Here is a 21,268-nt window from a genome sequence, read left to right as displayed (position 1 = left end):
CCGATTATTGCGGAGTTCCGTGCCGATGGCGCATCGGACAATGCCGATGCCTGCAAGCCACCGCAAGGCAGGCGTCTTGTCACCCGAGATGCAGGTGGGTGGAATGCTTGACTTCTTCCATCACCGCATAGGTGCGCGTCTCGCGCACACCGGGCAGTTGCCACAGCACGTGCCCGGCGAATTCCCGGTAGGCCCTCATATCAGCCGACCGGGTCTTGAGCAGGTAGTCGAATCCACCGGCCACCATGTGGCACTCGAGGATCTCCGGGTACACCTGCACGGCCGCCTTGAATTGATCGAACACGTTGGGCGTCGTGCGGTCCAGCAGCACCTCGACGAAAACGAGCAGGCCCGCGCCGAGCTTGAGCGGATTGAGCCGCGCCTCGTAGCCCAGGATGTATCCATCGCGGGTCAGCCGCTGCACCCGCGACAGTACCGCAGTGGGAGACAGCTCGACCCGCTCGGCCAGTTTCAGGTTGGCGATGCGGCCGTCTTCCTGGAGCGTCTGCAGGATGCGGCGGTCGATGCGATCCAAATTGGGTTCTGAGTCCTGCATTGTTAGTTTTTTATTCTGCTAACTGGCTTTTTTTGGAAAGAAATTCAGATTGATCGCTTGCATGATAGTCAGGTCTCCAGCGCTGCTGGTCTTGTCTTTCTACACCGCCATGCCCCTCACCGCCGACTCTGCTGCCGCTCCCGCAACGAACGCCGCCCCTTTTGCGCCACGCGCTCAGGACATCCACCCGCTGCGCCATGCGATCACCCATGCGTACCGGCAGCCGGAGCCCGAGGCGCTGGCGCCACTGCTGGACCTGGCGCGGCTGCCGGCCAGGGTGTCCACAGGCATCCAGGCCCTGGCCCTGCGGCTGGCGGACACCCTTCGGCACCGAAAGAGTGCGGGAGGGCGCGCCGGCATCGTGCAGGGGTTGCTGCAGGAGTTTGCCTTGTCTTCGCAGGAAGGGGTGGCGCTCATGTGTCTGGCCGAAGCCTTGCTGCGCATTCCCGACGCCGCCACGCGTGATGCACTGATCCGCGACAAGATTCGTTCCGGCGATTGGGAGCCCCACCTGGGCAAGAGCCCTTCGCTGTTCGTGAATGCCGCCACGTGGGGCCTGCTGCTGACGGGCAAGCTCGTGGCCACGCACAGCGAGCGGGGCCTGACTTCCGCACTGCGGCACTTGACGGCCAAAGGCGGGGAGCCGCTGATCCGCAAGGGCGTGGACATGGCGATGCGCATGATGGGCGAGCAGTTCGTCACGGGCGAGATGATCGAACAGGCGCTGTCCAACGCCCGAACGATGGAGTCGCAGGGCTTTCGCTACTCCTACGACATGCTGGGCGAAGCCGCCCTCACTGCGGACGATGCCGCACGCTATCTGCGCTCTTACGTGGAAGCGATCCATGCGATCGGCCGGGCATCCGCCGGACGCGGCGTGTATGAAGGGCCTGGCATCTCGATCAAGCTCTCGGCCCTGCACCCCCGCTACAGCCGAGCGCAATATGCCCGCGTGATGGACGAGCTCTACCCCCGGGTGCTGCAACTGGTGGAGTTGGCCCGCCAGTACGACATCGGCCTGAACATCGATGCCGAAGAGGCCGACCGGCTGGAGTTGTCGCTGGACCTGCTCGAGCGGCTGTGCCGTGCGCCGTCGCTCGCGGGGTGGAACGGCATCGGCTTCGTGATCCAGGCGTATCAAAAGCGCTGTCCGCACGTGATCGACTGGGTGATCGACATTGCCCGCAACACCGGCCACCGCCTGATGATCCGCCTGGTCAAGGGTGCGTACTGGGACAGCGAAATCAAGCGTGCCCAGCTGGATGGACTGGCCGACTATCCGGTCTATACGCGCAAGGCACACACCGATGTTTCCTACATCGCCTGCGCGCGCAAGCTGCTGGCCGCCACCGACGCGGTGTATCCCCAGTTCGCCACGCACAACGCGCAGACGCTGGCCACCATCTACGAATTGGCCGGCCCGGATTACCAACCCGGGCAGTACGAGTTCCAGTGCCTGCACGGCATGGGCGAGCCGCTCTACGAACAGGTCGTGGGCGCGCCGTCGGCCGGCAAGCTGGGCCGCCCCTGCCGCATCTATGCCCCCGTGGGCACGCACGAGACCCTGCTGGCCTATCTGGTGCGCCGGCTGCTGGAAAACGGCGCCAATACCTCGTTCGTGAACCGCGTGGCGGACACCACGCTGACGCTCGAAACACTCGTCAGCGACCCGGTCGCCACCGTGGACGCCGCCGCTGCGGACGAGGGCGCCGCCGCCCTGCCCCATCCGCGCATTCCGCTGCCTGCGGACCTGTTCGGGGCACGCCGCGCCAATTCGGCGGGCCTGGACCTGTCCAACGAATCGGTGCTGTTCCATCTGTCGATCGCCCTGGCGGTCGAAGCACGGCAGTTCTGGCAAGCCGAACCCCTCATCGATGGCGAGGTGGCAGAGACCGACACGACGCAGGCCGTGCGAAACCCTGCAGACCCCACGGACGTGGTGGGCCATGTGCAAGAGGCGACGGATGCCGACGTGGATTGCGCACTGCAGGCAGCCTGCGATGCGGCGACGGCCTGGGCCGCCACCGAACCTGGCGCCCGGGCCACGGCGCTGCGGCGAACCGCCCAACTGCTCGAAGCCGGCATGCCGCAGCTGCTGAGCCTGCTGATGCGCGAGGCGGGCAAAACGTGCGCCAACGCCATCGCTGAAGTGCGCGAGGCAGTGGATTTTCTGCGCTACTACGCCGTGCAGACCGAAGGGCATTTCGACAACGCCACGCACCGGCCGCTCGGTCCGGTGGTGTGCATCAGCCCCTGGAATTTCCCGCTCGCCATCTTCCTGGGCCAGGTGGCCGCGGCACTGGCGGCTGGCAATACGGTACTGGCCAAGCCGGCCGAGCAAACCCCGCTGATCGCCGCCGAAGCCGTGCGCCTGCTGCACGAGGCCGGCGTTCCGCCAGGGGCCGTGCAACTGCTGCCGGGGCGCGGCGAGACGGTGGGCGCACGGCTGGTGGGCGACGCACGCGTGATGGGCGTGATGTTCACGGGCTCCACCGACGTGGCCCGCATTCTTCAACGCACCGTGGCCGGCCGGCTCGATGGCCAGGGCCGCCCTATTCCGTTGATCGCCGAGACGGGCGGGCAGAACGCGATGATCGTGGACTCTTCCGCGCTGGTGGAGCAGGTCGTCGGCGACGTGGTGGCCTCGGCCTTCGACAGCGCGGGCCAGCGCTGCTCCGCCCTGCGCGTGCTGTGCGTGCAGACCGATGCCGCGGACCGCGTGATCGCCATGCTCAAGGGCGCCATGGCCGAACTGACGGTGGGCAACCCCGCCCTGCTGGCGGTGGATGTGGGACCGGTGATCGACGACGAGGCCCGCGCCGGCATCAAACAGCACATCGCGACGCTGCGGGCCAACGGCCGGGCGGTATTCCAGCCCGCAGTGGACGCCGAAGTGCTGGCGCGCGGCACCTTCGTCGCCCCCACATTGATCGAGCTGGCCAGCATCGGCGAGCTCAAGCGCGAGGTGTTCGGTCCGGTCCTGCACGTGGTGCGCTATGCCAGCGACGGGCTGGACACGCTGCTCGACCAGATCAACGCCACCGGCTATGGCCTCACGCAGGGCCTGCACACGCGCATCGATGAAACGGTGGAACGCGTCGTTCGGCGCGCGCATGCCGGCAATGTCTATGTGAACCGCAACATGGTCGGCGCGGTCGTGGGCGTACAGCCCTTCGGCGGCGAAGGGCTGTCGGGCACCGGCCCCAAGGCAGGCGGGCCGCTGTACCTGCTGCGCCTGCTCTCGCAGCACCCGGCAGAAGCGGCACGCAAGGCCATCGACAGCACCGCCGCTGCCGAACCCGATCTGGCGGCGCGCACGGTGTTGCAGGGCCCGCTGAAGGCGCTGACCGACTGGGCGCCGGGGGCGGGCCAAGCGGCTCTGGCGTCCACGTGCACCGCCCTGGCCGATGCCGCCGTGGCAGGCCTGGTTTGCACGCTGCCCGGGCCGACCGGCGAGCGCAACCAGTACACCCTATCGCCCCGCGCTCGCACCCTGTGCCTGGCGACCCGCGATGCAGACCGCCTGACCCAGCTGGCTGCCGTGCTGGCCGTCGGAGGCACCGCAGTGTGGCCCGCAGCCGAGACGCAGCGCCTGCATGCACAGTTGCCGGCCAGCGTGCAGACGCGCATCGCGCTGGTGAACGACTGGCACAGCCCGAGCGTGGCACTGGACGCGGTGCTGCACCAAGGCAGCAACGATGCGCTGGCGGCGCTGTGCCAGCAGATGGCGGCACGGCCGGGACCGATCGTGGGCATCACCGTGCTGCCGGAAGGCGCCACCTCCGTGCCGCTGGAGCGGCTGGTGATCGAACGCGCGTTGAGCGTGAACACCGCAGCCGCCGGCGGCAATGCGAGCCTGATGACGATGGCCTGAAAGAGGCTTGGGGTCAAAAACGGCTCCAGCGCATGATTCACTAGGGGGTTCCGCTATCGATTGCATAGCAATGCTCTCGAATGCCGAGGTCGACGGCGGCCGCGCTCCATGGGCGACCGCCGCCCTTGCGGCGCGAGAGATCGCCCGCAGGCAGCCGCCGGCCATCGATGCGACGCGCGCAGCCTGTGGTGATCGCACTGGCGGACACCGGTCGCAATAGGTTTTAGAACAAAAGTGGCTCCAGCGCATATTCCTCTAGGGGATATCGCTACACTTTTAATAGCAATCAATCTCCCGGCATGGCGGTGCAGTTGAGACGCGGCACGGTCAATGGAACTCCCGTTCACCGTGCCGGTTTCTGCACCTTCACTCCGGCACCAACCGATCCTGCGGTTGGGCCAATCCCCGCATGATCTGAACCACCTGGGGCTGATCGACCAGCACGCAGGGCTTGCCCGTGCGCTTGCAATGGTCCTGCACGCGCCAGTAATCGTCGTGGCCCACGCAGCCGGTCTGGCAGATCACGAAATCAGCAGCCACCAGGCTGGCTTCGAGCGCGGCATCGCTGCCCGCCGAAACCGCTGGGCTCTCAGCCCCCCCAAAGGCCGCCTGGCGACCGCCCACCGGCTGCGCGACGAGGCTGCCGTCAGCGTTTGGGGCAATGCACACCACCGAACGCATCGCCGCCGTCTCCGCCGGGTTCGTCGGTGGCTGCGGTGATCCCGCCTTGGCACCAGAACCGGCACCCGGCCCTTCGGCCAGCAACGGAGACAGGGCACCGGGCCGCACCGCGCGCCATTGCCAATGCAGCACCTCACGCATCAGGTCCTGAATGCGCTGCCCCAGCGCTTCGATCTGACGGCCCATGGCGCGGCGCCGCAGGGCGCCTGGGATTGCAAGCGCGGCGGCGTTCTCGGCATGCGCCTCCCGCGCAAAAGCCAAAGCGGTCTCCGCCACGATGGCCCGCCCCCGCAGGCGGATGGCTTGTGCCTGCAGCCGCTCGATTTCGGCGGCCTGCAAGGCCAGCAGGCGGCTGCAGCGGACCTGTGCGCGGCCATATCCGTCCAGCAGGACGCGGTGCTCCTCGATGAGGTCTTCCAGCAAAGTGGCGGTCATTTGCGCTCCCATTCATTTGCGCTCCCATGTGTTCGGTATCAAAGCCGGGCCGCTCTTCGGCGGGTGCTGCCGCCGGAGGCCTGGCCTTCGCCCATCAGCCATTTGATGGGCAATCTATTGATTGATAACCATTCTCATTTAATGATACACTGGCGTCAATCGCTGACCGGTCTTCGGGAGGTTCCTTTCGCGAACCGATCGATGCTTGCGCTCAGCCAACGAACAGCTTCATCGTGGGGCGACTCCCGGACTCCGTCCGAAGGGTCGTTTTTTGCCAGCCAACGGGCGTGCTCGCGTAGCCAGGCTTTTTTTCTGCGATGGGGATAGGTGATGCCGCTGCCTGGACCGGCACCGGCTGACCGGATGGCACGGGCCCGAACGACGGCCCGCCGCGATTTTCAGGGGTCAGGTGCATGGCCCAAACCTCGGGAACCTGTTGCCCTGCCCCGTCAAAGCAACCAGCCCATGGCGGCGGTCGATCCGCCGGCCCATGGGCTTGGGCTCACCTCAACTGAATGCGATGTCGAAATCGCTGTCCGACGCGCTGAGCTCGATCTTGCGGATCACATGCGCATCCACGGACGACTGCAGGAACTGCATGGCCAGCCGCGGCAGCAGGTTCTGGGTGATGATGCCGTCCACCATGCGGGCGCCGGACTCCACTTCGCTGCAGCGCTGGCGGATCAACTGCACCGCCGCTTCGTCGAAAGTGAACTGCGCGTTGTGCCGCTCCAGAATCCGCGTCTGGATGCGCTGCAGCTGCAGCCGGATGATCTGGTCCAGCATCGAATCCGAGATCGGAAAGTACGGCACCACCACCAGGCGGCCCAGCAGCGCGGCAGGGAATTTCTCCAGCAGCGGCTGGCGCACGGCCTTCGCCAGCGCCTCGGGCGGCGGCACCAGATCGGGGTCGCGGCACATGCCGGCGATCAGTTCGGAGCCGACGTTGGAGGTCAGGATGATCACCGTGTTCTTGAAGTCGATGTAGCGGCCTTCACCGTCCTCCATCCACCCCTTGTCGAACACCTGGAAGAACAGTTCGTGCACATCCGGGTGGGCCTTCTCGATCTCGTCCAGCAGCACCACGCTGTAGGGGCGGCGGCGCACGGCTTCGGTGAGCACGCCGCCTTCGCCGTAGCCCACGTATCCGGGGGGGGCTCCCTTCAGGGTCGATACCGTGTGCGCCTCCTGGAACTCGCTCATGTTGATGGTGATGAGGTTCTGCTCGCCGCCGTAAAGGGCTTCGGCCAGCGAGAGCGCGGTTTCGGTCTTGCCGACGCCCGACGGGCCCGCCAGCAGGAACACGCCGATGGGCTTGCCAGGGTTGTCCAGTTGCGCGCGTGCGGTCTGGATGCGGCGGGTGATCGCCTCCAGGCCGTGCCGTTGGCCGATCACCCGCTTTTCAAGCGTGTCCGCCAAAGTGAGCACCGATTTGACCTCGTCGCGCACCATGCGGCCGACCGGAATACCGGTCCACTCCGCCACCACGGCGGCCACCACGCTGGCGTCCACCACGGGCTGCAGCAGAGGGTCTTCGCCTTGCATGCGCAGCAGTTCGCCACGCAGTTCGCTCAGTTGCTGAACGGCTGCGGCGCCAGCGCCATCCGCACCACTCGCACCAGCGGCTGCGGCATGGGTGGATTCGGATGCGGGTGGGGATGCGGATATTGCAGCCGCGGCCCCGCCAGCCTCCACGGGGGTGTCGGCACCGTGCGGCGCAGCTTGCGCGCCGGGCGTTGCCTGTACCGCAGCGGCTTCCTTCGCCAGGCGACGGGCCAGCACGGCCGCCTCGGCATCCACGATCTGCTGGACCATGCCCTTTTCGGTTTCGAAACGGGCCTTGAGCACTTCATGCTCGGCCTCCAGCCTTGCCAGGGAAGCCTGGATTTCGTCGAAGCGTTCGGTTTCGCCCACGCCCAGATCCAGTTCGCGCTGCACGATGTCTTTTTCGACCGCCAGCGACTCCAGTTGCCGGATCACCGCTTCCAGGCGCGCGGGGGTGGCGTGCAGGCCCATCGCCACACGCGAGCAGGCCGTGTCCAGCAGGCTCACGGCCTTGTCGGGAAGCTGCCGCGAAGGGATGTAACGGTGCGACAGGCTGACGGCTGCGGCCACGGCGTCGTCCCCGATGCGCACGCGGTGATGGCCTTCAAGCTTGGCGGCGACGCCACGCAGCATGAGCACCGCCTTGGCTTCGTCGGGCTCGTGGATCTGCACCAGTTGAAAGCGCCGGGTGAGCGCCGGGTCTTTTTCGATGTATTTCTTGTACTCGGCCCAGGTGGTGGCGCCGATGGTGCGCAACACACCGCGTGCAAGCGCCGGCTTGAGCAGATTGGCCGCATCGCCCGTGCCGGCCTGTCCGCCAGCGCCGATGAGGGTGTGCACTTCATCGATGAACAGCACGATCGGTGCGGTGCTCGCCTGCACTTCATCCAGCAGGGCACGCAGGCGGTTTTCGAACTCGCCCTTCATGCTGGCGCCGGCCTGCAGCAGCCCGATATCGACAACGCGCAATTGCACGTCCTTGAGAGGCGGCGGCACATCGCCCGCGGCAATGCGCAGCGCCAGGCCTTCGACCACTGCCGTCTTGCCCACGCCGGCCTCGCCGACAAGGATGGGGTTGTTCTGGCGGCGGCGCATGAGGATGTCGACCATCTGGCGCACTTCCTCGTCGCGCCCGGTGACGGGGTCGAGCTCCTGCTGTCGCGCGCGTTCCGTCAGATCGACTGTGTACTTTTGCAGCGCCTCGCCACGGCCCGAACCGGCCGGGCCGGTGGCGCCGCTCGCTTCGCCGGGCACGCCGGACAGGCCGGAGCCGTCCGCGGCGCCCAGGCGGGATTCCGGCGAGTCGGGCAGCAGGCGCGCGAACGCGTCGCTCAAGCCTGGCTCCGTCAGCCGGCCCAGTTCGCTGGAGATGGCACGCAGTTCGTTGGCCAGCGCACGCGTGCGCACCATGCCGGACAGCCAGTAGGCGCTGCGGATCTGCGACTCGCCGAACATCAGCGTGGCATAGACCCAGCCACGTTCGATGGCGGTTTCGATCTGCGCCGAAAAATCGCTGATCGACGTCGCCCCGCGCGGCAGGCGGTCCAGGCTCTGCAGCACATCGGCGGCGAGCTTCTCGGCATCGATTTCGAAATGGCGAAACACGCGCACGAGATCGGAGTCGGTCTCTTGCAGCAACTGGTGCAGCCAGTGCACCAGCTCCACGTAGGGGTTGCCACGCAGCTTGCAGAACACCGTGGCACTTTCCAGCGATTTGAACAGCAGCGGATTCAGTTTTCCGAAAAGGGCTTGCCGGCTAATTTCAGACATGGGACCTCGGTCAGTCAGTTTTTAAAAAGGAATGCGTCAGGCATGCACGGAGGCAGGCGGTGGAGTCGCGCGGCGGGCTGCGCCTTTGCGCAGGGTCAGCCAGTGTTCGGGGTCGAGGCGGAAGTCGTCAGGGTCGCGGGTGGCGGGCGCCGACAGCGACCAGGTCGTCCAGCCCAGCCGCGTGGCGCCGCCGAGCTGGCAAGGCGGCACGTCTTCGCGGCGCAGAACCAGTTCGAAGTCCCAAGCGAACTCGATGCCCAGATAGTTGCGCACCCAGTCCACCAGGGCCTGGAAGTCTTCGCCGGCCGGCAAAAACCGTTCGTACTGCGCCAGCGTGAGCGGTCCGATCCGAAGGCGGAACTTGCTCTGCGCATCGGGCACGCGGCTTCCGACCACGGTGTCCACACCCAGTTGCGAATTGCAGGCGTTGCGCGAAAGCCGGGTCTGCTGGCGGGGCTCCAGCTCAAGGTAGTGCAAGGTGTATTCGATCAGCTCCACCGGCACGCCGAAGTACACGCGAATCGCGGCCATCAGGCCTTCGGGGTTGCGTGTCCAGCGCGTCAGGTGCCCCGCCATGTATTGCTTGGCATGGTCGGGCACCGCATCACGGCCCATTTGCGTCGGCTCGCCCAAGCCGACCAGGCTGCGCACATGTCGCCCGAACGCGTCGTCGCCCGCGCGGTCCAGCGAGGTGGTCGGCTGCGGGTCCGACCAGGCGCGGAAGAACAGCAGCAGCAGCCGGTGGTGAAAGATGTCCGAAAAACGGGCGAGCGTGGGGTCGTCGTACTGCCGCAGCCGCTCGCGCACGTATTCCGTCAGGTGCGTGGGCATCGGCCCGTTGGGTCCGTAGAGCCCGAAATTCCACACCATCAGCCGTTCGGGCTGGCCCGCCGTCGCCGGCAGCACTTCGGCCAAGGTGGCTGGCGCAAACGCCAGCGAAGGGTCCTGCCCCAGCCGCAGTGATTCAGCCTGCGGCCGCAGCGCTCGGCCGAACCGGGGGAGGCCAGGCTGGCGCGCCTGCAGCAGCCGCAGCGTGAAGAACAGGTCGAACTCGTGCGGGTTGGCCTTCAGCTTTTGCCAAAAGCGCGCCACGCCAGCGCTGTCGGGCGCCTGCGGGCTGCGTGCATCCCGGCCTTCGCCCCCGCCGAGCGTGGGCAACTGGCTCATGTGCAGGGCCTTTGTCCAGGCCGCACGCGCCACTGCGCGATCCGGCCCCGCTGGCGCGAATCGAGGGCCAATTCGGTATAGCTGTTCACGCCCACATGCCGGGCGAAAAACCGCTCCAACACCGCCATCAGCGGCCAGGGGCTGACGCCGGCCAGGGAGCTTTCGTCCACGCCGACCGCCACCCCCACGCCCCGGCCATACACGAGTTGCCCGTGCTGCGGCAGCCGGCGGGTGATGGCCGAGATACCCAGCCCCTTGATGCTGGACACCTGGCCCGACAAATCCTTGTCGCCCAGATCGAGGTAGAGGCGAAGCAGGTCACGCAACGTCGCCGCGCCCTCCTCCTCCGACAGGTCCGTCATCGCCAGATAGTTCAGCGACAGGTGCGAAATGAGGCGCCAGGTGATTTCGTTTTCGGCCACGCTCGATGTGGGCCGCGTGGGCCCCGCCACCGTGCGGACGCGGTCCACCGGGACCGACTCCACCGTGGTGAAGTCGCCTTCGCTGCTGCGCCCACCCATCAGCAACGGCAGATCGCGGTTGGTGCACAGCGTACGGACGCTGAGTTGCTTGAGGTCGTCGGAGAACGGAGCCTCCCGCTGATCGACCAGCGAAATGAAAACCTCACTGCCCAGGTACTGGGTGCGGGGACCGAAGCGCGCTGCATGCTCGGAGAAAAGCCTCGGCTCCCGGCGTGCTGCAAAGTAAGCCTGGTCGCTCGACCGGATGCCGTGGATCGATGAAAACAACGGCACGAACTCGCGATCGTTGAGCTGGCCTTCGCGATGCCCGGTGACACCCAGAACGCTATAGACCTCGAAGTCGCGCGGGCGCGTGCGATCGGGAACCACGTGGTACTCGTTGACATTCGGCGCCACATGGATCCGGTCGGCGGGACGTTCGAACAAGTTGATGGCAGGCACGCAGTGCAGCAGAAACTTGTGCCGATCGACCTGCGCTTCCAGGCTCGGCTGCGCACGGCGCAGCAGCAGGGTGATGGCCACGTTCTTCGTCTCGGCCTTGGCGAAGGCTGCGCGCAAATCGCGCACCGAAAAGAAACGAAAACGCGCCGGAAACGCGAAATACTCGTGGAGCAACCGGTGCCCCTGAAAACTGCGGTGCGAGTAAGGCAGCAGCGCTTGCGACTGCTCATAGCCTTCGGCCTGCAGCGCCTCGGCCGGCAGATGCGCCCAGACGCGCGAAGGATCCTGCGCATCATGGACGACGATGCCGATCAGCGATTCGTGGATCAGCTCCTGCAGGTGCGACGCCACCGCATCGCCCGCGGAAATGTGCACGTCCAGACGGGCCATGCGCAGGTCGCAGAACCTCAGCGCGCCGCGCGTCGAAAGATCGATGCGCAGGTGTCCGGCCGGCTCTTCGGGCAAACGCAGGCGCGACAAGGGCAGGTCGAGCGGAGGGCCGCCCAGCCGTGCATGGGTCAGGTCGATGGGCCAGAGCGTGAGCTCGTGGCCGGTGCGGAAATCGCACGGCGTCTGCTCTTGCGCGGTCTTGCGGGCCCGCAGCACGCTGCCCACGGGCAGCGTGTAGCCATCGGCCAGGCTGCCTTCGCTGGCACTCGGCTCCATCTGCACCACCACCATGGACGGTGTAGGCGCCAGGTAGTGCGGGCAGACCATTTCCAGAATGCGCTGCGACAGGCGCGGGAACTCCGCGTCCATCTTCATCTGGATGCGGGCGGTCAGGAAGCTGAATCCCTCGAGCAATCGCTCGACGTAAGGATCGGCCACTTCCAGTTCGCGAATCGACAGGCGGCCTGCCACCTTGGGAAAGGCGGCAGCGAACTCGGCGCCCAGTTCACGCAGGTAGCTGAGCTCGCGGTTGTAGTACTCGACCAGACGCGGGTTCATCGGGCAACGCCCTTCACGACGTCATCACCCGTTCGGATTGCGCAAAGATGCATGGCCTGGATCACTTCACCGTAAATCAGAGACGACCACCTGCCCTGTTTCCAGGTCGAGACTGGTCTTGAGCAGCAGCTCCAGCGGATACGGCGCCGACCAGAACTGGCAGCGGATTTCGAACTGCAGGGTGTTGTGGTGGCTGAACAATTTGCTGGACGGCGCGAGTGCGACCACCAGCGTGTCGCGCAGGATGCGTGGCTCATGGGCGAGGATGGACCGGAGAATGGCCTTCTCGATGTCCTTCCAGTCCAGTTCGGAGAGCAATTGCCCCGCCAGCGGCGTCATACCGTAGTTGAGGACGGATCGCTCGGCTTCGGGAAGGCCCTCGAAATCGATGTGCGATGTCGCGTCGGAAGCATTGAGCAACCAGTTCAAATCCCGCAACAGGGCTTGGCGCAGGCGCGCCTCGGTGACATAGACGGCATCGGCGCGTTCGGTGCGCTTGGTGGGCTCGTGGTCTGTCAACCGGTCGAGCAAGGCCGGCTGAAGACGGTCTTTTCCGTTGCCGAAATTGTCGTTGGGCCGCGTGGTCGCCATGGGACGGAACTGCCTCGAATCCATCAGGCCGAGAACTGGATCCGGCGTACGTCCAGCAGCGCGTGATCGGCCTGATCGGAGATCCAGACGCGCTGGCCGAGTCCGGAAACCTGCTCTTGACCCAGTTCGGTCCATTCGGTGGTGCGCGACAGGCGCACGCCATCGGAACCAGCGCTTTCCGAGCCGGGATACCGGGTGGGAATGAACCCGAGCATCTGGCCGCCATTGACCAGCGTGATCTCGCAGGCCGACCAGACCAGATCGCGCAAATCCTGAGGCTTCTCGAAATTGATCTGCTGGACCGCCGTGAAAGGCACCCAGTAATAGCCACCATTGGCGTAGAGCTCGCAAACCGGTCCCAGCCGCGCGTCGGAATCAGCCAACCATTCGAAAGGACTGCCGTCCAGTTCGCCCGCTGAGCCAGGCGCTTCTTCGAAAGCGCTGCTGCGCAATTGCGCCGCCTTGTCGTGCTGGCCATCTGCCGCGCATTTGAGCGCCTCGACCATCCAGCCCAGCCAGGCGGAGGGGTCACCCAGGACCTGTGGGGTGCGTTTGCCGGCGAACACGTCGCGCCGAGCGACTTCGCAAAGAATCACCTCCCGATAGGCCTTGGCCATGGGGGCGGTCTTGCTGTCCAGCTGAGCGCAGATCTGGAGCTGGTCGAGCGCCTTCTGCCATTCACCGAACAGCACCAGCATCTGGAAGTAGAAGACGCGCAGGGATGCATCCGCCGGGTCTTTGCGAATGGCATCCTTCAAGGAACTCAGTTGCGTGTCCAGCGGAAGCTTGGAATCGAAGATCATGGGACGGATCGGTCTTGAACGATGGGAGCGTGGAGGCAGGCGCCGCCGTTGCTCCATCAGAAATGGTGGCAGCGCAGGAGCGACGCCACCCCGCAATACGAAATGGCGCCAGGCTGAAGGCGCCACCTGAAAAGTCAGCAACGGAGTGCGCAGGGAAGCAGGGTAAAAACCCCTTCTCCCAGCGCACGAACGCTCAATTGCCGGCTTGCTTGACGGAAGGCAGCTTGGACACCAGACGCAGCGAAACCGTCAGGCCTTCGAGCTGGTAATGCGGGCGAAGGAAGAACTTGGAGGTGTAGTAGCCAGGGTTGCCCTCGACTTCTTCCACTTGCACTTCGGCAGCCGCCAGGGGCTTGCGTGCCTTCGTTTCCTGCGACGAATTGGCTGGGTCGCCATCGACGTAGTTCATGATCCAGTCGTTGAGCCAGAGCTCCATGTCGGAACGCTCTTTGAACGAACCGATCTTGTCGCGCACGATGCACTTGAGGTAATGCGCGAAACGGCAGCATGCGAACATGTAAGGCAGACGCGCCGACAGGTTGGCGTTGGCCGTGGCGTCGGCATCGTAGTACTCGGCAGGCTTGTTCAACGACTGCGCACCGATGAAGGCGGCCACATCGGAGTTCTTGCGGTGTACTAGCGGCATGAAACCGTTCTTGGCCAGCTCGGCTTCGCGGCGGTCGCTGATGGCGATTTCCGTCGGGCACTTCATGTCCACGCCGCCATCGTCCGTCGGGAACGTGTGCGCCGGCAGGTTGTCCACCGCCCCGCCAGACTCCACGCCCCGAATGGAAGTGCACCATCCGTAGTACTTGAAGGAGCGGTTGATGTTCACCGCCATGGCGTAGGCCGAATTGGCCCAGCAATACTTGCTGTGGTCGCCACTGGCGGTTTCTTCTTCGAAGTCGAACTCATCGACCGGATTGGTCTTCGCACCGTAAGGCAACCGCGCCAGGAATCGGGGCATGGCCAGGCCGATGTACTTCGAATCATCGGACTCGCGCAAGCTGCGCCAGGCGGCGTACTCGGTGTTGGTGAAGATCTTGGTCAGGTCGCGGGGATTGGCCAGCTCCTGCCAGGACTCCATCTGCATCATGGAAGGCGATGCGCCGGCGATGAACGGGCAATGCGCCGCAGCGGACACCTTGGCCAGCTCACCCAGCAGCTCGACATCGGTCGGGCTGTGATCGAAGTGATAGTCGCCGACCAGGCAACCAAAGGGTTCGCCACCGAACTGACCGTACTCTTCCTCGTACACCTTCTTGAAGATGGGGCTTTGGTCCCAGCCCACGCCCTTGTAGCGCCGCATGTTGCGATGCAGTTCCTTCTTCGAGATATTCATTACCCGAATCTTGAGCATCTCGTCCACTTCGGTGTTGTGGACCAAGTGGTGCAGCCCGCGCCACGCGCCTTCCAACTGCTGGAACTCGCTGTGGTGGATGATCTGGTTGACTTGCTCGGACAGCTTGCGATCGATCTCCGCAATGATGGCCTGCACCGTCTGGTAGGCATCGTCGGAAAGCGTGGCCGAGGCGGCCAGGGCTTGCTGGGCCAGCGTCTGCACCGCAGCTTCGACGGCCTCGCGGGCCTGGTCGGTCTTGGGCTTGAATTCTTTTTGCAGCAACGAAGCGAATTCATTGCCTTCGAGCGTCTGAGCGGCTGGTGCCGCTTCCATTTGGCGTGCGTTCATGGTCTGGTCACTCCTCGCTTATTTGACGTCCGCCGATGGCTCGGCGGTGGTATCTGCAGGCTTGGGCATGGCCGCCAGCGACTTGAGCAATGCAGGGTCCTTCAAGACCTTGCTGATCAGTTCTTCAGCCCCTTGCTTGCCATCCATGTACGACAGCAGGTTGTGCAGTTGGGTGCGCGCTTCCAACATGGAATTGAGCGCGCCCACCTTGCGCGCAATGGCGGCGGGTGAAAAATCTTCCATGCTGTCGAACGTGAGTTCGATGTGCAGGCGGCCATCGCCCGTCAGCGTATTGGGCACATTGAAAGAGACGCGTGGTTTGATGGACTTCATGCGCGCATCGAAGTTGTCGATGTCGATTTCCAGAAACTTCCGGTCTGCGATTTCTGGCAGCGCTTCCACGGGCTTGCCGGAAAGGTCGGCCATGACCCCCATGACGAAGGGAATCTGCACCTTCTTTTCTGAGCCGTAGATCTCCACGTCGTATTCGATCTGAACCCGTGGTGCGCGATTGCGAGCAATGAATTTCTGACCACTCTTACCCGTTTTGCTCAGTGTCATGATGTAACTTCTCTTTTCCTAGGATTTATAAAACGTGAGCGTAGGTTCTTGTGAAGGCATTGCAATTACAACGACTTCACCAAACACCAACTTACAAATTCACAACAAAGTGGAGCATCGATTTTCAGGATGCTCTCCGCGATCCAAGGTCGCCCAGTTCTTCAACCGCGTGATCTCAGCCACCTCCATAGCCATGGCCTATAAACGCGAACATCTGGGTATCAAGGGAACTTCAGATACACCGAAGTATCCTGGCAGAACTCCATCCCGTCAGTATCCCCATGGTCCAGCTTTCAAATGCTACAAAACGTTTTCAAAGCGGGCTCTTCACGCCGGTAATATTTTCCACCTGCGCCACGCTTTCCGGGGACAGCTCCCGAAGAATGTCGAGAAAATCCAGCCCCATCAATCTGACTGCCCGCCGGATCAGCAAAGGAGCGGGGTTGGTCGGTTCCGTCTTGTCCAGAAATTCAGCGATTTCCATCAACCTTGCCACGGCGTCAGCCCGTGACCGCAATGCAAACCCGGTTTGGACCTGGGGCGCAGAGACCGATTCATGGCTGGCAACAGCACCGTTTTCTGCATCTTCCGCCAATGCTGCAGCGACACTGTCATCAGCGTCTTTTGGAATCAGGTCACGGAGTACCGTGAGCAATCCCTGAATCTGGTCCAGGTCGGGCCGCTGGCTCGCTTCCAGACGGTCCCTGAAGACGGCCTGCATCGCCTGGAAGGCTTCGTTGGCCACCACCCAGGCCCGCAGGGATTCGTTGCCTTGCCGCCAGGCATCGGCCACTGCGCCACGCAGCTGGTCGAGCGACATCTTGATAGTGCCATCAGCCGCCGTGCCGCGGGCCAGGGCCTCCGCATCCCGGACATTGATGGAACCCGCCGCCGACCGAAGGAAGTCCTGCTGCCGCAAATCACGCAGCTGACCAGTGACATCGTTCAAAGAGGCGACTGCATTCATTCGCATGAAATGGTCGCCGTCTTCGGGCAAGGGATGGACTTCCTCCCAGTATTGGCCGAACACGGCAGCCATCAATTGCACGCCCTGGGACAGGCCTCGCACACCCTGCGTGTTCGTCAGCGCCTGTGACAGCTTTGCCACCACCCGAACGTCTTTGGTGCGAGAAAGAAGAGCGATGGACCGTTTTTCAACCTCACGCCAGTCTGGCGGCTCCGCCGGAATCACGGTTTCACCAAACTGCTGCTCGGGCTTGCCGCTGGCCGCATTTTCAAGGGCGAGAAACTCCGCGTCGTACGTCAGGTCTTCCCCGCATGGGGGGGTGTCGCCGGTGGGAACCAGCAGAGCATCAAGATCAATCATTCAATACCCGTCAGCGCCCATGAATATGTTCGCTTGCTTATTTGAGGAAGGATGAAGGAACCAACTTTTCTAGACCGCGATTTTCGTGAAAAGCCGGGCGAAGAGGTGTTCATCGAAGGGGCCGTTGTGCTCCACCATTTCACTGCCGCCTGGGGCATCCGGCCACCAGACACTGCGGGGCTGCTTGGAGCGCAATACGTCTCGACCCACCCCCCAGGGCCGGCCACCTGCTGCCGCGGTGCCTTGCGATGGGCTCAGTCCGAGGTCCGCCAAAATGCCTGCCATTGAGGGTGACGCCACTGCTGGCGCCTTGTCGGCATTGAACGGCCACGGCAACGAAGTCAGTTTTGCATCCAGTTCGTCTGCCGGCCATGCAAGCCTTCGAGCATCCACGATGGCTTCACGGGTGCCGGAAAAGAACCGCTCGAGCATCGAATCAGGCGCCAGGGAGCATGCACGATCCGAAGCGATGGCCAAGGCGGTAATGGGATAGCAGCGGCCGATGCGGTCTGCACTCGGAGCAAGAACGCCACAGATGGGAAATGTTTTTCCACCGAGGCTGGCCACGAAGAACCACAGCGGCGACTGGATGAACCCAGGCTCCCACTGGCCGGACCCTTTGGCACGCAACTGTTCCAAGCCGCGGCTCAGCCATGCATCCCATTCGTCCCCCACCGCACGCGGCATTCTGCGACCGACAAAATCCCCTTGACCCGGAAGCTTTCCAAACCAGGCAATGCGGGACTCCAGTTGCGGCGATGCTTGACTCAGAGGTTGCCAGGACACTCGAACTCCTCCATGGCTTTGAGACGGAAAGGATTCAACACACTGCCCGTGGTCACTTCGAACCGCAGGCGTCGCCCCTCCACATTGAAGGCCGCAATGAAACGCTCCGGTGCATTGCCCGGCGATATCTGCGCCTTGTCGAAGAACCGGTGCAAAGCCCAAGGGCCCTCGGTCACCATGCCCGTGTTTTCAGCGCCGGAGCCTGTCAACTGGAGCCGGACCTGACCGGTGCCGCGGGCACCCGGCCAGTTCACCGACTTGGGGATCTGAGGCCCGTGCTGGTAGCGCAAGACCTCGCCATCCACATCGAGCACCATTTGCGTGATTGCAGCATCCATCTCCAGCGGCTTGATGTCCAGCCGAATCGAAGGCGCCTTGCCTCCCGCACGGAAATAGACGTCCCGGATGACGGCAGCGCGCTGGAACGATGCCAAAGCGGCGGAGCCACCCACCGGCGAACCATCCACTCCCTGTTTGAAGCTCCAGGGATTGGTGGAGATATCCACCATGGGCTGCAAGGTGGTCCGGAAGAACTCGTCCATCGTGCCGCCCACGGAGAACAGGCGTGCGAAGTCATCCGTCGTGACGTCGCGGCTCGCGCTGCGCGTGAATGGATAACGGCCGAGGATGGCGCGCCTGCAAAATGCTCCGATCGTCGCGTTGAGGTTGCCGCCCACGGCGGCGCGCACGTCACGCCCCACGAAGGCCGACGTGGCGCCTGCCAAGTCTTCATACATCACGTTGAGTGGTGGAGGAACCCGCTTGGCCTCAGTGCGCACCCGCTCCAAGGTAGCCGAAAGCGAGGGAGGGACCGTTCCCCCCGCACTCACCTGTTGCCGCGCCGACGCGATGACCGCAGCCGCCTCGTTGAGCACCTGCAGGCTGGCGGTCATTGGTGAAGAACCTGAGCCGTTGGACGTCGCCAATCGCCGGTACTCGCGGAAACGGAAGTCGACCAGATCCGCTTCCAGGGTGCCGCTGGAGGTAAGCCCTGCAACATTGACCTGCTTGCCCGTCAATCGGCTCAGTTGCTCCTGTTCTTCCTTGATGCGATTGATCTTCTCGCCCAACCAGCTGCTGGTGCCGGAGCCTGCGGAAGGCCGTTGACCCAGCGTGGTTTCCTTGGCCACCGCGCGAATGAACTGTTCGAGACTGGAGTTGGCCGCCGAGTAAAGGCGTGCTTGTTCGCCGGCCTGATCGAGCGAGGCGATTCGCACAGGGCGTACATCGGCCAGAAAGTCTTCCCACAGCTTGGCGTATTCCATCAGGTACAGCCGCTTGACCTCCAGCGCCAATTGGCCGGTCAACACCTCATTGGCGGTACTCCGCCGTCCGTCTGCCTTGCCCAGCACCCAGCTTTCTTCCTGAGAAAGCAGTGCGGTCACTTTGGGGAGCTCTTGCGCAAAGGCACCGTAATACCCATCGTACGTAAACAAACCGGAAATGCCCTGCGTCAATGGACGTCCACTGCGGCGCGAGAAGACCTGTGGCGCTTCGGGGCCGCTGGCACGAACCACCGTGAATTCGGGTGGCAGCGAATTTCCCGTCAACAGCAATTGCTTGACGCGGCTGTAAGCCCGCTGTGCCGGAGACATCTGAGCGAGCCGCTGGCGGACCTCGGCCACCAATTGCTGGTCCATCGGAACGGGCGCCACCAAAGCGCGGTCTTCCATCAAATTATCCAGATGGTGGGCCAGTTGATTGACCACGCCGGATTGCACCAGACCGGGCGGAAGCGAAGTCTCCCAATCGTTCACCATCCATGCACGGATGGCCTTTGCGTTGAAGCGCTCGGGCTCATACAGCATCAAATAGACCTTCAGCGCTTCAAAGCTCGCTTCGGGATTGCTGGTGGAGGTTTGCTGCAGCGACCGGCGCAAATGCCGGGACAGGCGCGGCAGCCAGGCATCTTCCAGAAGTCGCATGTAAGTTGCGTCTGCCGCCGTCTGTACCTTCGGGACCTGGAGCAAGCCCTGGCGCCAACTCAACGGAGCAGAGTCACCCTCATAACGCTGGCTGACCGCCAGCGATTCCGCGTTGTTCAGCAATGGAAGCAGGCTCACCATATCTTCGGGATCTGCATCGCGCGCGTCGTTCACTGCCTGCTTGAGTGCGGGCACGCGGTCTTTCACCTCGCCGATGTAGGCCACGTTGTTGTCGTGACTGATCGCCCAGCCGACGGTCACCCCGACCAATGCCAAAACCAGCGCAAGCAAACCTCCTGCCTGCGCTATTCGCAGTTGGCGCTCCTTTTTGGCATTGCGCCCCGTCAAGCCTGCCTCATTGAACATGACGCCTTTGAGCAGCGTTTCAATGAAGTAGCTCTTCCCGGTCTTGCCGGCTCCTACCGAAGCACCCGCCGGTGACGGCACTGCGAAGCGCCGGGAAAGGGCCGAGAGCACGCGGTCGAATGGCATGCCTTCTTGTGTCCCGCTGGTGAAGTACACGCCACGGAACAGCGGCTTTTCCTTGAAGCGGGACGAAGCGAAGATGACGGAGAGGGTTTCCTGCACCACATCGCGCAGCCCTACGAATTGCTGTGGCAGACCATAGATCAGGCCGCGCCGTGCAAGGTCAGGCTCGCTGAGCAGGCGCTGGGGCAGCAGTCGGTTGATTTGCCCAGCCAACTCGTCGAATTCAGCCCGGAAGCGGGCTGCAGGCTCTTCCTGCACTCCGCCTTCGTTGTAAGGGCTGGTGAACCCCCAAACCTGGGAGCGCTCCTCGCGGTTCATGTTGCCGAAGAATTCGTTGAATCCTGCCAGCAAATCGGTTTTGGTGACCAGCACGTATACGGGGAATTTGATGGCCAGTTCTTCACACAGCTCGCCCAGCCGCATGCCGATCAGCCGTGCCAGGCGATCACGTTCTGCATCCGTGCTGCTCAACAGCTCCTGGACACTGAGGGTCACGATCACGCCATTGACGGGTTGCCGCCCACGGAATCTGCGAAGGAGCGACAAGAACCCACCCCAGGCGGCCTTGTCCTGGGTTTCATCGCTTTCTTGCGTGGTGTAACGGCCTGCCGTGTCCAGCAGAACGGCTTGGTCGGTGAACCACCAATCACAATTGCGGGTACCGCCGACGCCCCGGATCGACGCCTTGCCGAACTGGGCTTCCAGCGGAAAATCCAGACCGGAATTGACCAGCGCCGTCGTCTTGCCGGACCCTGGTGAACCGATGATGAGGTACCAGGGCAGTTGGTAGATGTAGCGCCGGTTCAGGCGGCCAAACCAGCCTTGTTCCGTCTGGCCGAAGCGGGTCTTGCTCAGGACGCCGATGGCTTCCTTGAAACGGGTTTCAAGCTCGGCGACTTCTTCTTCCCCCGGACCGGATTTTTCAGCCGGCCTGTCGCTCGTGCCGAACCGCGCCAGTTGCGAGAGCAGCCGGGCGTTCATCTGCTTGGCGCGCCACCACTGGACCATCAGCTTCAAGAACCAGAAAGCGAAGATCGAGAAGATCAACCATCCCCGCACTTGCGGGCTCTCCAGCGGCTGGTAGGGCTTGATGTAGATCAGCGGTCCGATGAACCAGATTACCAAGCTCAAAAGCACCAGCCCCAGCAGGACCAGAGTGAACCTGTTGAACAGGAAATCGAATATCTTGCGGAACAT

Annotated in this window: 13 protein-coding genes; 1 reads left to right on the top strand and 12 read right to left on the bottom strand. The window is 63.8% G+C overall.

Features of this window, described 5'->3' with window-relative positions; translation table 11 throughout:
• Nucleotides 1-79: 79 nt before the first annotated feature.
• Nucleotides 80-556, bottom strand: a complete 477-nt coding sequence (locus AVHM3334_RS12715) for an Lrp/AsnC ligand binding domain-containing protein (RefSeq protein ID WP_284412788.1) — start codon at nt 554-556, stop codon at nt 80-82.
• 61 nt (nt 557-617) lie between these two features.
• On the opposite strand from AVHM3334_RS12715, the gene putA reads away from it, so the two are divergent.
• Nucleotides 618-4,430 carry a trifunctional transcriptional regulator/proline dehydrogenase/L-glutamate gamma-semialdehyde dehydrogenase gene (putA, locus tag AVHM3334_RS12710; RefSeq protein WP_502869901.1) on the top strand — a complete coding sequence of 1,271 codons (3,813 nt, stop codon included), beginning with the start codon at nt 618-620 and terminating at the stop codon, nt 4,428-4,430.
• A gap of 366 nt (nt 4,431-4,796) precedes the next feature.
• On the opposite strand, the gene AVHM3334_RS12705 is transcribed toward putA, so the two are convergent.
• The 11 genes from AVHM3334_RS12705 to tssM form a co-directional block, all read right to left on the bottom strand.
• Nucleotides 4,797-5,546: a DUF2325 domain-containing protein gene (locus AVHM3334_RS12705; RefSeq protein WP_284412787.1), complete on the bottom strand. Its 750-nt coding sequence runs from the start codon at nt 5,544-5,546 to the stop codon at nt 4,797-4,799.
• A gap of 507 nt (nt 5,547-6,053) precedes the next feature.
• Nucleotides 6,054-8,861 carry a type VI secretion system ATPase TssH gene (gene tssH / locus AVHM3334_RS12700; protein ID WP_284412786.1) on the bottom strand — a complete coding sequence of 936 codons (2,808 nt, stop codon included), beginning with the start codon at nt 8,859-8,861 and terminating at the stop codon, nt 6,054-6,056.
• Between the two features lie 36 nt (nt 8,862-8,897).
• On the bottom strand, nt 8,898-10,028 hold the full coding sequence (gene tssG, locus AVHM3334_RS12695; RefSeq protein WP_284412785.1) for a type VI secretion system baseplate subunit TssG: 1,131 nt from the start codon (nt 10,026-10,028) through the stop codon (nt 8,898-8,900).
• Nucleotides 10,025-11,899 (bottom strand): type VI secretion system baseplate subunit TssF, encoded by a 1,875-nt coding sequence (gene tssF, locus AVHM3334_RS12690; RefSeq protein ID WP_284412784.1) that lies wholly within the window; start codon nt 11,897-11,899, stop codon nt 10,025-10,027. The genes tssG and tssF overlap by 4 nt, the downstream gene beginning before the upstream one ends.
• A 66-nt stretch (nt 11,900-11,965) precedes the next feature.
• Nucleotides 11,966-12,490, bottom strand: coding sequence for a type VI secretion system baseplate subunit TssE (tssE, locus tag AVHM3334_RS12685; RefSeq protein WP_092745005.1), 525 nt, complete (start codon nt 12,488-12,490; stop codon nt 11,966-11,968).
• Between the two features lie 23 nt (nt 12,491-12,513).
• Nucleotides 12,514-13,293 carry a type VI secretion system accessory protein TagJ gene (locus AVHM3334_RS12680; protein ID WP_284412783.1) on the bottom strand — a complete coding sequence of 260 codons (780 nt, stop codon included), beginning with the start codon at nt 13,291-13,293 and terminating at the stop codon, nt 12,514-12,516.
• Between the two features lie 193 nt (nt 13,294-13,486).
• Complete coding sequence (gene tssC, locus AVHM3334_RS12675; RefSeq protein WP_092745004.1) at nt 13,487-14,983, bottom strand: type VI secretion system contractile sheath large subunit; 1,497 nt, start codon at nt 14,981-14,983, stop codon at nt 13,487-13,489.
• 18 nt (nt 14,984-15,001) lie between these two features.
• Nucleotides 15,002-15,544 (bottom strand): type VI secretion system contractile sheath small subunit, encoded by a 543-nt coding sequence (tssB, locus tag AVHM3334_RS12670; RefSeq protein WP_284412782.1) that lies wholly within the window; start codon nt 15,542-15,544, stop codon nt 15,002-15,004.
• A gap of 313 nt (nt 15,545-15,857) precedes the next feature.
• Nucleotides 15,858-16,871 carry a type VI secretion system protein TssA gene (gene tssA / locus AVHM3334_RS12665; RefSeq protein ID WP_284412781.1) on the bottom strand — a complete coding sequence of 338 codons (1,014 nt, stop codon included), beginning with the start codon at nt 16,869-16,871 and terminating at the stop codon, nt 15,858-15,860.
• Between the two features lie 69 nt (nt 16,872-16,940).
• Nucleotides 16,941-17,657, bottom strand: coding sequence for a type VI secretion system-associated protein TagF (gene tagF / locus AVHM3334_RS12660; protein ID WP_284412780.1), 717 nt, complete (start codon nt 17,655-17,657; stop codon nt 16,941-16,943).
• Nucleotides 17,639-21,268 carry a type VI secretion system membrane subunit TssM gene (tssM, locus tag AVHM3334_RS12655; RefSeq protein WP_284412779.1) on the bottom strand — a complete coding sequence of 1,210 codons (3,630 nt, stop codon included), beginning with the start codon at nt 21,266-21,268 and terminating at the stop codon, nt 17,639-17,641. The genes tagF and tssM overlap by 19 nt, the downstream gene beginning before the upstream one ends.

It is taken from the genome of Acidovorax sp. SUPP3334, from assembly GCF_030159055.1.
Taxonomy (GTDB): Bacteria; Pseudomonadota; Gammaproteobacteria; order Burkholderiales; family Burkholderiaceae_C; genus Paracidovorax.
Note: the sequence above shows the minus strand (reverse complement) of the source record. Positions and strands in the feature narration are given on the sequence as shown.